The sequence below is a fragment of the bacterium genome (assembly GCA_023382385.1).
Lineage (GTDB): Bacteria > Electryoneota > RPQS01 > RPQS01 > RPQS01 > JABWCQ01.
Genome location: JAHDVH010000002.1, coordinates 806,902 through 821,964, shown reverse-complemented (window position 1 = coordinate 821,964; position 15,063 = coordinate 806,902). Strand labels below are relative to the sequence as shown.

Genomic DNA, 15,063 nt, shown 5'->3' with positions numbered 1-15,063 from the left:
GCCCCGCTCAATCGAGCGGGGCTTCGTATCAAAATCTCTTATCTTTCACCTGCTACGGTACGTACGCCCTGACGATATAGAAGAAGCCCTCTTCGGGTTCGTTCAATACGTTATGGTCGACGCAGAAGGTGTCCGGCACATCATCGATCAAAGTTGTAAACAGCCCTTCGGGATTCGAGTCGCGGTAGATTCTGTATTCCGCGCCTTCCCACGGAGCCGGACGCCAATTCAAGTGAACGTCGCTACCTACTACACTGATCACCAGTTCAGTCGGCGACTCTGGAATCCGCACTTCAAAGCAGCCGGTGCACTGATCGTATTGTCCGTCGGGATTGGTCACGCGCACGGCGTGAAATCCTATCCCCAGAGTTCCGGGAGATACACATGTAATGCGCTCTTGGGTGACAACAACCACATCCGTTGGCGGTATTCCCCCAATCGTCACCACCGCGGAAGGATCGAAGTTCTGTCCCTCGATGATCAGAGGAGTCGGAACACCGGGGTAGGCCCAGTTCGGATCCACGAAATCAATATACGGCCCTTGCACAGGAGATATCTCGAAGCATCCCGCGCAAACATCGAATTGACCGTCCGGATTCATCAGCATGACGTCATAATCTCCTTCCGGCAGATCGGGCACGACAAACTGCGCAAGGATATTGGAAAGCACCGCAGACTCGGTGCCGACACCGCTCAGAGTGATGCTTGCCCCGCCCTGGAAATTCTGACCGTGAACGTAGATGATGTCATCCATCTGGCCTCTGCTTGGAACAACGTCTGTGATGATCGGTCCCGAGGACTGACCGGCACCATCTACTCTAACGTCATCTATAAACCAGCCGCGGAAGCCATTGTAGAGTTGGTCAACTGTGTCGAAGCGGAAGCGGAGCCAGCAAGTGCCGCCGCAGAAGGCCGCGAGGGAGAAGCTATGCTGAACCCATGTCGGAGGCATTCCGAGGCCACCCGAACTGTATCCGACGTTTGCATTGGCGTTGACGTCATTCAATGGATTGAGTTGGCCGCCTCCAACCGGCCACCAACTTGCTCCCGCATCGGTTGATGCTTCTATGTACATCACGTCGAACCACGGAATATCCACTCCTTCAACTTCCCACAATGTCCAGAACGTCAAAGTAGCATCCGTAAGACCGCTTAGATCCAGATCGGGGGTTATAGCCCAGCCCGCGTTGGGTAGTTGGGAAGTTCCGCCGGATAGCAGCGGCTGAGTTTGATCGAAATCTGCTCCGACAAAAGTGCCCGTGGCAATCTCTCCATACCAGAGCGCGTGGTTACCTCCGTGCGCGCTGGGCAGGTTCCCCGCGTCCGGCAGCGTAACCAGATTGGGGTTAATGGTCGGGTGCATCACTTGATAGGTTTGCGGATTGGCAATCACATGAAAGAAACCGCTCGTAATCCAACCCGGTGCGCCGTTCTCGAAATTCTCAACCCAGGGCAATGCAACGCGTGCATCCCGATCAACGGACAATGACACGGGAGGCGGCGGGCCTTGAATCGGAACGGGTCTACTTGGTTCTGCTTGCACAACTGCAATTGTGCATAATGAAGCGAGTAGAAGAACTATCCCTGAACTTCTCTTCATAACTAATCTCCCTCACGTTTACTAACTGTTACGATGTTCATCAAGACAAGTAGCCAACAGATTTTTCTCTGGCACTACAGGGCATGTGTCTATTCCGACTAAGCACAAGCACGAGTAACGTCTGAGTGAGGATCTCTGAAGAATCTATGGCATGAATTTTCGATTATCAATGGATGAACCAGCCGCTCAAAAGAAAGTTCTTCACGCGGTCACTCATCGCAGCCTCGACTTGTGGGGATGATAGTTGCTAATCAATAGGCATCCTAACGGAATGCATCAATACTTCAGCACTTTTCAAAGTCGACGGAATTAGTCATATTAGCCTGTGCCTCCTGTTTGGTGCGCTGGAAAAGGAAGCCCCGCTCTATTGAGCGGGGCTTGAATCTGAAGGTATAGGGCTGGCGCTCAGCGATGAGCGACCCAGAGCAGAACTCCGGCCAGGAAGGGTAATCCACCGAGTAAAGCGGAAGTCATTAGTCTGTCCGCAGTCAACAGATTCGGCGAAGGCCAAGCCATGTAACCCAAAGAAAGCAAAGCTCCTAATACCAATAGAATGACACCGCTTTTCTGGGGCATGCGCCATGCCAGCAAGCTTGCGCCCCACACGACAAGCAGACCGCACATGATAAACGCGTAGCCCTTCGTCTGTTCAGAAGCAGGGGTGGTGTGTGCATTGTCAAGCAGGTTGGCAATGAGGAAGTAGCTCCAGAAGCTCGCCCAGAGTGTGACTATCAGCTGTGAGGAGAAGCGCAATCCGTTTGTTCGCGAAGCCGTTAACGTGGTTTTGGTCATCCAGTTCTCCCTTCAGGTCTTGAGCACCAATGTCTGGCTGAGTTTCGCTTCTTCACATCAACAACACACTTGGATCAAGGTTGCCGCCGCTGACGATGACTCCGACTCGGTCAGGTGTTGGGTAGCCGGACAGCAACGCCGCGACACCGAGCGCACCTGAGGGCTCGACGACCAGTTTCATGCGTTCAAACAGAAACTTCGTGGCTTCGATGATCTTGGATTCGCTGACCGTCGCAAAATCGTCCACATTCGCGCGCACCAACGGAAACGTGAGCTTGCCGAGGCTTGGTGTGCGGGTGCCTTCGGCAATGGTTGGTGGATTCTTCACCGTGTGCAGTGTGCCGGTGCGCCACGATAATGTCGCATCGTTAGCAACTTCGGGTTCGACACCAACTACTTTGATGTTGGGATTGACATGTTTCGCGGCAAGCGCGCTCCCCGACAACAAGCCGCCGCCGCCGCAGGGGACGAGCAGCAATTCAAGATCTGGAAAGTCCGTCAGCAGTTCGAGTGCGGCCGTGCCTTGCCCTGCGATGATATGCGGATGATCGTAAGGCGGAATCAACACGTAGCCGTGCTTGTCTTTCAACTCCGCGGAGATCTCTTCGCGCGTCCGCCGGCTTGGATCATACAATACGATCTCCGCGCCATAGCCTCGAGTGGCCGCGAGTTTGATCGGCGGAGCATCCTGCGGCATAACGATCACAGTCTTAATACTCAAGAGTGCGCCGACCAACGCGACAGCTTGTGCGTGGTTGCCGGAAGAGTGCGTAATGACGCCGCGATTCTTTTCCTCGAACGTAAGACGCGACATCGCGTTATAGGCCCCGCGAAACTTAAACGCACCGACACGCTGAAAGTTTTCACACTTCAGATACACTTCAGCGCCGCCGCGCGCGTCAAGTGTGCGTGACGTGTGCACCGGAGTCTTGTGTGCTACGCCCTTCAGAACTTGCGCGGCTTCGAGGACATCGAGAGAGGTGGGGAGTTTCTGTTCAGTCATGAATTGCTCTGCTCATGAAAACAGGGTGCCCGGCAGCACCCTGTTCTTGAAAGTTGTTTTCCGGTTTGGCAGGCTCTTATCTCGCCAATACGAGTTTATGCACGGCGCGGTGACCCGCATTATTCAGCTCAAGCAGATAGCTTCCCGAAGGGAGCGGCAGACCCTGTGCGTTGACCGCCTTCCAGTTCGCGTTATAGCTTCCGCTGCTCATGAAAGGCGAGTTGATCAATGTCGCGACATTCTGTCCCAGCATATTAAAAACATTCAATTCAACCGCGCCGGGATTACTGACAACGTATTGAATGGTCGTCTCGGGGTTAAATGGATTCGGATAGCTGCTGAGTAACGCTGCCGAGTTGATCACCGGCACAACGCGCGGGCGAGCGGACGTCGCCTCGTTCAGATGTAAGTCAAAGGCAATTGTCTCTTCAGGATCGTCGGGGTTCTCGGCGGCGATGCGCAACACATAATTCCCCGTTATCGGTGAAATGTCGAGAAATCCGGTCTCAGGATCAATTCCTAAATTGTAAACATACGCGCTCGCTCCGGTATCCACCTGAAGCGCTTCATACGTCTCAAGAACCCTTCGCTGGCCGGAATCAGGTGGATAACAGCCGCGATGCGTGCAAATTGAATATGCGCGCAGTGGATCGGGCACGTCGATTGGCGTGACGGAGACCCAAAGCTCACGCTCTTCGTCAAGAAGATTTTCGATTCTTCCATGAAACACGTATTCAGTCGAGCCGTTGGAATACTCAATTTCCGTTTCCCGCATCGTAAAAGTGAACGTCTGCGCGCTGGCAACTGAATTCAAGGCAAGGAGTACTGTCAAGATGCAAAAACAAAGCAAGCGGTTCATATTCTCTCCAGAAGCGGACAATGGTCTGTTCAGACAATTAAGATAATACGCATTTCAACTCTTTGCAAGCTGGTTTAGCCGCGTGCCCAGCTCAGCATGTCGCGGCGGCTGACCGTTTCCCGCCGTTCGATGGCAGCACGGATCTTCGCGACCAACGCATCTAACTGATCTTCCGCGAGTTCGATGCCGTCCATTGCCAGCAGCCGCTTTAATCCGTTTTTTCCTAAGAATTTACCAAATATTATCCGGTCTTCAAGCGCGGCACTTCCACCGACTTCTTCGGGATTAAACGGCTCAAATGTTAAAGGGTCGGCGAGCATCGCCTGTTGGTGCATACCGGCAGCATGCAGAAAAGCATTTTGACCCACGAGGGCTTTGTTGGGCTGCACGATTACTCCCGAAACTTCCCGAACCAGCCGCGAGGTTTCCATGATTTGCGAGGAATTGATGTTCGTGGCTAACCCAAGTTTATCCCTATGATATTTCAGGATCATCGCAACTTCCTCGAGGGCTGTATTCCCTGCCCGCTCACCCAACCCGTTGACCGTCCCCTCGACTTGGTCCGCTCCTCCCTCCAGTGCCGCCACCGAATTGGCTGTCCCAAGTCCAAAATCATTATGACAATGGATTCCCAGCCTGACCGATGCCGGAAACTCCCTGCGCAATCGCTGAAACAAGCCCCTTAAGCCCTCGGGAAGAGCGCATCCCACAGTGTCTGCAACGACCAGCGTTGTGGCGCCGGCGTTAGCGGCGGCCCGTAAGCACGCAAGAAGATCCTGTTCTGCCGTGCGAGTGGCATCCGTTGCGATGAACTCAATATCTGTCAAAAACTTAGTCGCATACTCGACTGTCTCGGAAATGGAGGCCAAGGCCTGCTCTCGGGTTATCTTCAAAGAGGCGGTAAGATGTCGGTTTGATACAGGTAAGACTATAGAAATTCTTGGCTTGTGTGACTTCTCCAGAACCTTTGCCGTAATTTCGACATCGCTCTTTCGACATCTTGCCAGTCCAGCAATAACCGTCTGGGGCAGCTCGGCCGCAATCCTCCGAATCGCCTCCTGCTCCGATTCCGCGGCGGCGGGAAAGCCAGCTTCAATCACATCAATACCCAAATCAGCCAAAGCACGGGCGATTTTGAGCTTTTGCTCAACCGAGAAGACAACAAACGGGGTCTGTTCGCCGTCTCGGAGCGTTGTATCGTAGAAGTGTACGGGTCTGGGCATTATACAGAAATGGTATGGAATGAAAAGTGAATATAGGAGGAATCGGGCTGGAGTGCAACGACCGGGCAATTGAATCGGGAGAGGAATATGGCTAAATTATGAAATTATGGAAACCGAGCGCTTGACCAAAGCAGACACCAGAGATATTCTGCATGAGGCAGCCGGGCGGGTCATGTCCGACCAGGCAACGCTGCTCATGCGTCCACGTGGCGAAGAGCACGTGTGGTGTGCTGGAGGAGTCGCCAAGTCCGGCACGTCCATCCATGAACTGCTCCAATGGCGTGACTCAAGCTCTATTATTCCGGTCTGCTTCCGGATAGACTATAGCGGGGCGCTCCGCTATGTCTGGCATCCGAGTTGGATGGTAGAGGTGAGTGGTGACGCTGTACGCTTCAGCGGCGATGAGATTCCGGGCTTCAACGTCCTCGGAAGCGGGGCGGAGGTGTCCCCTGATCCACCGATAGAAACCGATTGTTTCCCGCTTGAAAACTGGTCGCGTGCGGTCGAAAAGATTCGCTACGAGATTGAATCGGGCTTCATCAGCAAGGCTGTGCTAAGCCGCCAAATCGAAATGGTCGGCATGCAGGCGTGGTCCGTTCATGAACTGGTGACTCGTCTCCTGAAGCACTCGTCGGGAACCTCCATCTTTGCGCACGCTTTCCGTGACGATAAGATCTGGATCGGCGCATCTCCCGAGATCCTATTTCAACGCGAAGGTCGAGTCGTCAAAGTTGACAGTCTGGCCGGAACGCGGCAGACTCTCTTTGAAGGTCATGCCTTTTCCGAAAAAGACCGCGCCGAACAGCAAGTTGTCACGGAATTCGTGAGAACCTGCCTTGAACCTCTGTGTCAGCATCTGACCATTTCCCCGCTTGGTGAACGCCGTGCGGATAATCTTGAGCACGTCTACTGCCAGCTCGTCGGTGTGTTGCGGGACGGTGTCACGGATGACGACTTAATTTCGACTTTGCATCCCACACCGGCCGTGTGCGGCACTCCGCGTGATCTTGCCGCGGATCTCATTCAAGAACTCGAACCGCGTCCGCGAGAACTCTACAGCGGAGTGCTCGGATTCAGCAACGGACATACCACGACCGCAATTGTCGTGCTGCGCTGTGCGATGCTGGATCGCAACCATGCGCGGCTCTTCGGTGGCGCGGGAATCGTGGCGAATTCGAATGCCGAGCAGGAGTATGCCGAGTGCGGGTGGAAGATGGATGTGATGCGCCGAACGCTGCTTGATCTACTGTGAACATCCCCAATCCGAACTATCTGCAAGCCGAGTTGCTCTGCGCGCAGCTCATTGCCGCCGGCATTCGGCATGTTGTTATCTCGCCCGGATCCCGATCTACGCCTCTCGCGCGCACCGCAGCGTTGAATGAGCAGTTTACATGTCATGTGTTTACCGACGAACGGGTGGCAGGTTTCTATGCACTCGGACTTGTCAAGGGAGGTGGTAACCCCTCTGCTCTGATCTGCACGTCGGGCACTGCCGCCGCGCATTACTATCCGGCTGTGATTGAAGCAGCACAAGCCGGTTATCCGCTCGTTGTGCTGACCGCCGACCGCCCGCGTGCGCTGCGCAATACAGGTGCTCCACAGACGATTGATCAGACCGCGATCTTTGGAAGATACGCGCGCATGGCGCTGGACCTATCCGAACCGCAGGCCGATGCGAAGTCAATGCGGGAGATGCTCTACTGGGTTCGGCACGCATTGACGGCCATGCTCTCCGCGCCGCAGGGACCGATTCAGATAAACGTGCCGACGGACGAGCCGCTCGCTCCACTTCAACAGGACATCGAGTCCTGCAATCGAGCTTTCGCGGAGATCGTAAGTGAGATTTCCGCAATTGAAGTTCTTCAGCCGCCGAGCAGCGATGCCGATGCAAAGTTGATTAGGAAGATTGAGAGCAGCTGGTGCGGCTTGATTGTCTGCGGTCCCGATTCGGCACGCACACCCGCTGAACGTGAGGCAATCCATACGCTGGCTCGCAAGCTCGGTTGGCCGATGTTCGCTGACGTTGCGTCGGGCTTGCGCTTCTCGGGTGAACCAAATCTGCCGCTTTACGATCTCTTTCTCCGCCACGATGGACTAAACGCGTTGGCACCGGATCTTGTCATCGAATTTGGTGGCTATCCAACCAGCAAAACGCTCAATCAGTATCTGAATCGTCATCGCGCGCAAACAATTCGCGTTCAACGGGATTCGTTGCCGCGCGATCCTGACGAACGTGCGGCACACGTGCTGACGGGCGACGTCGCTCAGTTCCTGCACAATCTGATTCTGAAAGTCAAAGTTTCGCGTGATTCGTTCCTGCTTGACCCGCTATGGCGAACCGCGGGTGCCGCCCGCGCGTTGTGCAGAGCGGAGAAGTTCGATGCGGAGTGCGAAGCTGCGTTTGTCGTAGCGGCACTTGATTCACTTCCCGACAAGAGCAACCTCGTGCTGGCCTCGAGCATGCCGATCCGCTATGCGGACATGCTCGCAGAGCCGATGGGCAAGATCATTCACGTCTATGCGCAGCGCAGCACCAACGGAATAGACGGGGTGCTGTCACAAGCGGCAGGGATTGCAGTGAGTAGCGGTCGTCCAACCCTTTTGATTTGCGGCGATCTGGCTTTTCTGCATGACCTTGGTGGATTACAGGCGGCACGCAAGGCACTCAACCTTAATGTCCTCCTTCTCAACAACAACGGAGGCGGCATCTTCCATTTTCTGCCGATCTCCAGCTATTCCGACACTTTCGAAAAAATCCACGGAACTCCCGTTGATGTTAACCTCTCTGCCGCTGAGAAGCTCTTCAACATTGCTTGGAGCACCTGCAGGATGCCTGAGGAACTTGCCGCTCGATTAGATTGGACAGGCGGTACAACCCGAATTATTGAGGTGCAAACGGAACGCGAACGTAACCGGACGCTTTATGACGCGACCGTTGCGCGGCTTCTCCGGTCGCTTAAGTAATGCTTATCCAAACTCAAGACTTCCACTGGCGGGTTGAACTTTCCGGTGACCCATCAGCGCCGCCTTTGGTCATGCTGCACGGCTTTGCTCAGACGCTCTCGAGCTTCGATCTATTGCTGCCGTTCCTTGAAGAACGCCTGCGAATTATCCGCGTGGACTTGCCGGGTCACGGCGAGACTGTCGTGGACAGCCATGTTTCGTTGGGGTGGTCAACCCTAACGAGTAATCTGTTAGAGGTCATTGCGCAGGTCGAACCGCGTCCCGCACATTGGTTCGGCTACAGTCAGGGTGGCCGCGTCGCGCTGATGTGTGCCTTGTCCAAACCTGCCCAGTTCGCAAGCCTCGCCTTACTCGGCGCAAGCACGGGAATCGCGAATCCCGACGAGCGCAAACATCGCCGCGAGAGCGACCTGCTGCTCGCTCAGAACATTCTGCGCCGCGGCATGACTTGGTTCACAAGCTATTGGGAGACTCTCCCGATCTTTGCCACACAAAAGTCGTTGCCCCCGCACATACAGGATCACATTCGCAGAGAGCGGCTGAAGTGTTCTCCGGAAGGCCTTGCCCTCGCTCTGAAGTACTTTGGCACGGGAACCATGCCGGATTGCTTTAACGATTTAGCGGGTTGGGAGAAGCCGCTCTTTCTGGCTGCCGGAGAGATTGATTCGAAATTTGTGGAGAGCAACGCGAACATCAGCAGAGTTTCGTGTGCGCGGCTGCTTCGACGACACACACTGCCGGGATGCGGACACGCGGCACACATCGAACAGCCGCAACAATTCGTTAATCTGTTAGTTGAATTCATATCTGCAGCGGAAGGATCTTCGACATGAGTGCATTCCCTTGGCACATTGCCGGTGAGTATCAGGATATTCTCTATCACAAATGGAACGGCATTGCCAAAATCACGATTAACCGCCCTGAAGTGCGCAACGCATTTCGTCCGCAAACACTGTTTGATTTGCAGCACGCTTTTCTCGATGCGCGCGAAGACTCCAATGTCGGTGTGATCATTCTCACGGGCGCAGGTGATCAGGCTTTCTGTTCCGGCGGAGATCAACGCATTCGCGGCGACCAGGGTTATGTCGGTGATGACAAGGTGCCGCGCCTGAATGTGCTTGACCTGCAGAAGCAGATTCGTTCACTCCCGAAACCGGTTGTGGCCATGATCGCGGGCTACGCAATCGGCGGCGGGCATGTTCTGCATGTCGTGTGCGATATTTCAATCGCCGCCGACAATGCGAGATTCGGTCAGACCGGACCGCGCGTCGGGTCCTTTGACGGAGGATTCGGCGCCGGATATCTGGCACGCATCGTCGGGCACAAAAAGGCTAAGGAAATATGGTTTTTGTGCAGACAGTATGACGCGCAGCAGGCCCTCGACATGGGTCTCGTGAACTCGGTGGTGCCGTTGCAGAAGCTGGAGGAAGAGACCGTGCAGTGGTGTCAGGAGATGCTCGCAATGTCACCGATGGCGCTGCGCTGTTTGAAGGCTGCCTTCAATGCCGAAACCGATGGCGAAGCAGGCATCCAAGAGCTTGCGGGAAATGCAACACTCCTTTACTACATGAGTGAGGAGGCGCAGGAAGGGCGCAACGCATACAAAGAGAAGCGCAAGCCGGACTTCTCCAAGTTCAAAAGACTCCCTTAGTCAACAATGCTTACTCGCTCCAGAGTCAAACTGACACATTTGCTGCTCCTGCGCTTTCGCCATCTGCGGCCCGTTACCGTGCTGGCGATTGGATACGCGATCTACATGCTCATTGGCACGCTTCTCTTATCATTGCCATTCGCTCATGAGGTCAACTCGGTCTCGATCCTTGATAACTTGTTTGTCGCCGTCTCGGCCGTCTCCACGACCGGATTGTCTCCCGTCAGCACCTCCGGATCTTACAGCTGGTTCGGCGAGGCAATCATCCTCCTGCTGATTCAATTGGGCGGCATCGGATACATGACGTTTGGATCCTTTCTCTACGTGTTCGGCAACGATAGCCCGCTGCCGCATTTCAGGAGAAGCGTTTCAAAGCAATCCTTCGGTTTGACAGGCGATCAGCGAGTCGAAGCTTTCTTGGAAGCGGTTATTGCCATGACATTCGTCATTGAGCTTTGTGGAGTTGGGTTATTGTATTCGATGTTTCAGGAGGCGGGCGTGCCGCATCCGATGTGGAATGCGATCTTTCATAGCATTTCCGCATTTTGCACGGCGGGGTTCAGTTTATTCGACACAAGCCTTGAAAGTTTTCGAGGGCACACGGGTATCAATGTCGTGATCGGCGTTTTGAGCTACTTGGGCGCGATCGGTTTCATTGTTTTGTTCGACTTCTGGCGCTGGGTGACAGACGATATTCCTAAAGTCTCTCTCACGACGAAAATCATTCTTTCCACAACCGCTGTGGTGTTTTTCGTCGGATCGTTCGCGTTGTTTGTCGGTGAACCCAGCATCACAGGCTTGCCGCTCAATGAACGTATTATGGCGAGTATGTTTCAGTGCATGACAGCTTCCACGACCGTTGGCTTCAATACCGTGCCCATTGGCAATCTCTCGGTCGCGTTTGCCTTCTTCATCGTCATCATCATGGTCATCGGAGCTTCGCCCTCAGGAACAGGCGGAGGGTTAAAAAGCACGACGGTCGCGGCGACTTTCGGCGCCATTCGCAGCACGTTGAGAGGAATTCGGGACGTTGTCTTTTGGAATACAAGAGTGCCGCCCGAACGCGTCAGAGTTGCGACCGTTACGGTAGGCGCTTACGTCATTCTTCTTCTGGCTGGAACGTTTCTGATTTCTTGGGCGGAAGGAACATCGCTTGACCCGCTTCTCTTCGAAGCAGCCTCCGCCCTCGGGACGGTCGGATTGTCGCGCGGAATAACTGCCGACTTGTCGGCTCTTGCAAAGATCGTTATCATCGCGCTCATGTATGTTGGTCGTGTCGGTGTTCTGGCTTTCACCTTTACGTTGTTCGGTGGATCAACCATTGATGAACTCGTGAAGAAGCCGATGTCCGAAGAGGACGTGGCAATTTGACACAGTCTCGCGCGTGGATTCTTGCTGCACGGCCAAAGACCTTGGTGGCAGCACTCCTGCCTGTGATTATCGGGGCGGCGTTCGCGTTCAGCCGGCATGAGTTCGAGTGGGCAATCGCCGCGCTGATTCTCCTCTCCGCGACGTGCATTCAAATCGGAACTAACTTCGCCAACGACTATAGCGACTTCAGAAAGGGTGCCGACACGCACGAGCGGCTTGGACCGACTCGCGTCACTCAAGCCGGTTTGCTCACCGCGCGCGCAGTTCTGATTGGGACGGTAGTCGCCTTTTTGTTGGCTGTCGTCTTCGCGCTTCCGCTTATCCTTCGAGGCGGCCTGCCTATACTTGCAATTGGTTTGAGCGGCATCCTGTTCGGCTGGATGTATACCGGCGGCCCGTATCCGCTCGGCTACAACGGACTTGCGGAAACCTTTGTGCTGCTCTATTTCGGCGTGCTGGCTGTGGCTGGCACGTCGTATTTGTTTTTGCTCGAGTGGAACAAAACTGCGTTCCTCCTCGGTCTGATACCCGGTGTACTCGCCTGCGGACTGCTCGCCGTCAATAACGTGCGCGACGAGGCGACGGATCGAAAAGCCGGCAAACGCACTCCCGTCGTGCGATTCGGCAGAACTTTCGGACTCATTGAATACACTGCCACGCTGCTCCTTCCTTACGTCATCCTCGACCTGATGTGGTCCCGGCTTCCGGCCTATGCCATCCTGCTCCCGCACCTCGCTCTGCCGTTAATCATTAAGCCTCTGCGGCAAGTATGGACCAAAACCGACGGCCCAACCTTGAATGATGCCCTTGCCGGTACCGCGCGTCATATGCTTGTGTTCGGAATTCTCCTTGTGATCGGGATGATCGTATGAGCGAGATTCGTCACACGGCAATATCTTTGAGGCTGAAGGCGCCGCTTCACACGGCCCGCGCAATGATTACATCTCGACGCGGCTTCTTGTTAGGTCTTGAGCAGGACGGCAAGAAGCTCGTCTCAGAGATTGCTTTGCTCCCCGAGTTCGGCACCGAGCACTTTGAGCACGCGGAACGCATTCTTGAAGGTGACTCTCTTATGCTCGCGAGTGCGCCTGCCACCATGTATGGGCTGGATTGCCTGCGTTACGCTGCTGAACGGGTTCGACACGCACAGGATGCCCCAGTTTCTCTCCCTGTCGCGATTCTTCTTCCGACTGGCACACTTGATGACGTGCTTCAGTCTGCGCGATCCTGTTGGGAGCAAGGGTTCCGCACTCTAAAACTTAAAGTTGCGTATCGTCCGCTTCCGGAAGATATTCAGATGGTGCATGTGTTGTCAAGCGAGTTGCCGGACACAATGTTCAGATTGGATGCGAACTTCGGTTGGACGGAAGATCAGACACTCGAGTTCGCTCGTTCCGTGCCGCTTGACGCAATTGAGTGGCTGGAAGATCCTTGCCACATGCCGCTGAGCAACTGGAAAATTCTGTCCGCAAAATCCGGACTTCCGTTGGCCTGCGATGAAGCGCTTGACGAGCGCGCCCTTAGCGACTACTCTGGTGCGCTGGGAGTGGTCGCTGCGATCGTCAAACCCGCAAGATTAGGTGCGATTGGAGGTCGTGAACAGCTTTTTAGACGTCTGCGCGAAGAAAACGTGAACATCATTTTCTCATCCATGTACGACAGCAGTATCGGATTGACCGTGCTTGCGCACTTCGCGGCGGAGTTCGGCTCCAAATATGTGGCGCACGGACTCGGCACCCTTGATCTACTCGAAGATGATACAGTTGTAAATTCCGTGCTGTGCAAAGATGGCTCTCTGCATGTTCCCCCTCTTGCTGAACTGGCGGAGCGGCTCCTGCCCCAATACGCCTCGCCTCTAAGATGGTAATGCTTGACGAATTGCGGCGCTCCCGCGCATTTCTTCAGGATAGCGACGCACGCGTCGCGATTGCTGATCTCATCGCTTCATCTCCGAGTGCGAAACCAGTAGAAACTCTGGCACCCTCTAATACAATTGCGGATGCGCAGAAGATCCTGCTTGCATTGGCGGGCAATTCGTCACTTGCTCTGCTTCATGGCCGCGTTGACTCACGCGAGCGGGTTGCCGTTGAGTCAAGGCTTAAAGCGTTGCGACATCCTGACGCCGGACTGTTCATGACCTCGTCCGGTTCAACCGGCGAGCCGAAGCTGATGCTGCTCGAAACCGAGAGAATCATCTCGCACGCACAGGCGGTCAACACTCATTTGTCCGCACATTCCGGCGATTGCTGGCTTGCCTGCCTGCCGTTCTATCATGTCGGAGGCATGGCGATTCTTCCGCGTGCAGTGCTCTCTGGAGCCTCCGTTAGAATAACCGGAAATGCCAACGCCGCCGAGCTGTCACGCATCATCGATGAAGAACCTATCACGCTCGCTTCTCTCGTGCCCACCGTCTTGCGCAGACTCATCGCCGTGCGCAACGGCCGCCCGTTTCCCGACCGTTTGCGCGCAATATTAGTCGGAGGTGGACCCGTGCCGCTTAACCTGACGGAACAAGTCCCGCAGGCGTTGCGGACCTATGGCATGACCGAAGCCGGCTCCATGGTCACCTGTGTGAGCCTTGCAGCCGATGCGGCCGAACGTGCGAGCAGCGGCCGTGCAATAGGCGGCGCGGCTGTGCGTGTCGTGAACGATGAGTTTCAAGACTTGCCCTGCGGCGAGACGGGTCGTATTCTCGTGCAAAGCGCTGGAATGGTCTCGGGCTACGTGGATGACGTCAATCAAACAGCCCTCGTGTTTTGCGAGGGCTGGATTGCATCGGAGGATGTGGGGTTGCTGGATAGCTCAGGTTGCCTGCATGTGCTGGGCAGAAAAGATCGCATCATCATCTCCGGCGGCGAGAACATCGCGCTCGACGAAATTGAATCCGCTCTGCGCGAATTGCCGGACATCCGCGAAGCCGCCTGTATTGGACTTGAGGACGAAGAGTGGGGTCAGATTGTCGCTGCCGCTGTTGAGGCGGAGCGGAGTAGTCTAAGCAGCGAGTGGGTGAGCATGCTGCGCGAGCGGCTGCCGGGGTTTAAGCTGCCACGCAGGATTCTGACCACCGGTTCACTGCCTCATCTGCCAAATGGAAAGCTCGACTATCGCGCCGTCAGAGAGTTGTTTCTCAATCAATAATGTCATCCGGAATGCCATCCGAGCCCCGCAGATAGTGCCGCGCCAATGCTCTGCGGAATTCATCGGGGATGGGAATGGACTTGTATGTCTTGACATCAACCACCACATGCACAGTCGCCGCGCGCGCGCAGACCGCTCCTTCGGGAGTCCGCAGTTGATACTCTACGCGATAAGAACTGTTGTTGAGTTCCGCGACCACCACCTCTATATTCAGCACGTCTCCCACGCGCGAGGGCTGTATGAAGTCTCCGTCCAGATGCACAAGCGGCACACCGAACGGCCGGTGCTTCAAAAGATACCCGATGCTGTAACCTATCTTCGCCATCATTGCCTCATAGGCTAAATGACAGATGCGAAACAGATTCGCCGAGAAAATGATTCCCGCCGCGTCGCTGTCGTGCAGGGAAACTGTGTAGGAATAGTGAAATGGTCTTGCAGGCATTCTGAACTCTGTAAGTGAGT

The 15,063-nt window shown here is 55.0% G+C and carries 14 protein-coding genes; 8 read left to right on the top strand and 6 right to left on the bottom strand.

Translation table 11 applies throughout. From position 1 onward, the window contains the following. Window positions 1-52 precede the first annotated feature (52 nt). From KJZ99_07840 to KJZ99_07820, 5 genes are all read right to left on the bottom strand, one after another. Entirely contained in the window at window positions 53-1,600 is a 1,548-nt protein-coding gene (locus tag KJZ99_07840) for an IPT/TIG domain-containing protein (GenBank protein MCL4305812.1), read from the bottom strand. A 405-nt stretch (window positions 1,601-2,005) separates the two neighbouring features. Further along, window positions 2,006-2,392, bottom strand: coding sequence for a hypothetical protein (locus KJZ99_07835; protein ID MCL4305811.1), 387 nt, complete (start codon window positions 2,390-2,392; stop codon window positions 2,006-2,008). 52 nt (window positions 2,393-2,444) lie between these two features. Continuing rightward, complete coding sequence (locus KJZ99_07830) at window positions 2,445-3,395, bottom strand: threo-3-hydroxy-L-aspartate ammonia-lyase (protein ID MCL4305810.1); 951 nt, start codon at window positions 3,393-3,395, stop codon at window positions 2,445-2,447. 76 nt (window positions 3,396-3,471) lie between these two features. After that, entirely contained in the window at window positions 3,472-4,254 is a 783-nt protein-coding gene (locus KJZ99_07825) for a T9SS type A sorting domain-containing protein (GenBank protein ID MCL4305809.1), read from the bottom strand. Between the two features lie 74 nt (window positions 4,255-4,328). Further along, window positions 4,329-5,477: a 2-isopropylmalate synthase gene (locus KJZ99_07820; GenBank protein ID MCL4305808.1), complete on the bottom strand. Its 1,149-nt coding sequence runs from the start codon at window positions 5,475-5,477 to the stop codon at window positions 4,329-4,331. A 121-nt stretch (window positions 5,478-5,598) separates the two neighbouring features. On the opposite strand from KJZ99_07820, the gene KJZ99_07815 reads away from it, so the two are divergent. From KJZ99_07815 to KJZ99_07780, 8 genes are read left to right on the top strand one after another with little or no spacing between them, the layout of a single operon-like run. Next, window positions 5,599-6,729: a chorismate-binding protein gene (locus tag KJZ99_07815; protein ID MCL4305807.1), complete on the top strand. Its 1,131-nt coding sequence runs from the start codon at window positions 5,599-5,601 to the stop codon at window positions 6,727-6,729. Next, window positions 6,726-8,441: a 2-succinyl-5-enolpyruvyl-6-hydroxy-3-cyclohexene-1-carboxylic-acid synthase gene (menD, locus tag KJZ99_07810; protein ID MCL4305806.1), complete on the top strand. Its 1,716-nt coding sequence runs from the start codon at window positions 6,726-6,728 to the stop codon at window positions 8,439-8,441. The genes KJZ99_07815 and menD overlap by 4 nt, the downstream gene beginning before the upstream one ends. Continuing rightward, the gene (locus KJZ99_07805) at window positions 8,441-9,274 is read left to right on the top strand and encodes an alpha/beta fold hydrolase (protein ID MCL4305805.1); all 834 of its coding nucleotides are present in this window, start codon (window positions 8,441-8,443) and stop codon (window positions 9,272-9,274) included. The genes menD and KJZ99_07805 overlap by 1 nt, the downstream gene beginning before the upstream one ends. Then, entirely contained in the window at window positions 9,271-10,092 is an 822-nt protein-coding gene (gene menB, locus KJZ99_07800; protein ID MCL4305804.1) for a 1,4-dihydroxy-2-naphthoyl-CoA synthase, read from the top strand. The genes KJZ99_07805 and menB overlap by 4 nt, the downstream gene beginning before the upstream one ends. A gap of 6 nt (window positions 10,093-10,098) precedes the next feature. After that, window positions 10,099-11,463 (top strand): potassium transporter KtrB, encoded by a 1,365-nt coding sequence (locus tag KJZ99_07795; GenBank protein MCL4305803.1) that lies wholly within the window; start codon window positions 10,099-10,101, stop codon window positions 11,461-11,463. Beyond that, a complete protein-coding gene (locus tag KJZ99_07790) occupies window positions 11,460-12,335 on the top strand; it encodes a 1,4-dihydroxy-2-naphthoate polyprenyltransferase (GenBank protein MCL4305802.1) in 876 nt (291 codons plus the stop codon). Before KJZ99_07795 ends, KJZ99_07790 begins: the two co-directional genes overlap by 4 nt. Next, window positions 12,332-13,330 (top strand): o-succinylbenzoate synthase, encoded by a 999-nt coding sequence (menC, locus tag KJZ99_07785; protein MCL4305801.1) that lies wholly within the window; start codon window positions 12,332-12,334, stop codon window positions 13,328-13,330. The genes KJZ99_07790 and menC overlap by 4 nt, the downstream gene beginning before the upstream one ends. Next, on the top strand, window positions 13,330-14,601 hold the full coding sequence (locus KJZ99_07780; GenBank protein ID MCL4305800.1) for a fatty acid--CoA ligase family protein: 1,272 nt from the start codon (window positions 13,330-13,332) through the stop codon (window positions 14,599-14,601). The genes menC and KJZ99_07780 overlap by 1 nt, the downstream gene beginning before the upstream one ends. Here KJZ99_07780 and KJZ99_07775 read toward each other — a convergent pair. After that, window positions 14,591-15,043, bottom strand: coding sequence for an acyl-CoA thioesterase (locus tag KJZ99_07775; GenBank protein ID MCL4305799.1), 453 nt, complete (start codon window positions 15,041-15,043; stop codon window positions 14,591-14,593). The genes KJZ99_07780 and KJZ99_07775 overlap by 11 nt on opposite strands. Between the last annotated feature and the right edge of the window lie 20 nt (window positions 15,044-15,063).

Coding starts and splice junctions, on each gene's coding strand:
- KJZ99_07795 (MCL4305803.1), top strand. CDS start 10,099: ATGCTTACTCGCTCCAGAGTCAAACTGACACATTTGCTGCTCCTGCGC.
- KJZ99_07820 (MCL4305808.1), bottom strand. CDS start 5,477: ATGCCCAGACCCGTACACTTCTACGATACAACGCTCCGAGACGGCGAA.
- menC (MCL4305801.1), top strand. CDS start 12,332: ATGAGCGAGATTCGTCACACGGCAATATCTTTGAGGCTGAAGGCGCCG.
- KJZ99_07840 (MCL4305812.1), bottom strand. CDS start 1,600: ATGAAGAGAAGTTCAGGGATAGTTCTTCTACTCGCTTCATTATGCACA.
- KJZ99_07835 (MCL4305811.1), bottom strand. CDS start 2,392: ATGACCAAAACCACGTTAACGGCTTCGCGAACAAACGGATTGCGCTTC.
- KJZ99_07780 (MCL4305800.1), top strand. CDS start 13,330: ATGCTTGACGAATTGCGGCGCTCCCGCGCATTTCTTCAGGATAGCGAC.
- menB (MCL4305804.1), top strand. CDS start 9,271: ATGAGTGCATTCCCTTGGCACATTGCCGGTGAGTATCAGGATATTCTC.
- KJZ99_07775 (MCL4305799.1), bottom strand. CDS start 15,043: ATGCCTGCAAGACCATTTCACTATTCCTACACAGTTTCCCTGCACGAC.
- KJZ99_07805 (MCL4305805.1), top strand. CDS start 8,441: ATGCTTATCCAAACTCAAGACTTCCACTGGCGGGTTGAACTTTCCGGT.
- KJZ99_07830 (MCL4305810.1), bottom strand. CDS start 3,395: ATGACTGAACAGAAACTCCCCACCTCTCTCGATGTCCTCGAAGCCGCG.
- KJZ99_07825 (MCL4305809.1), bottom strand. CDS start 4,254: ATGAACCGCTTGCTTTGTTTTTGCATCTTGACAGTACTCCTTGCCTTG.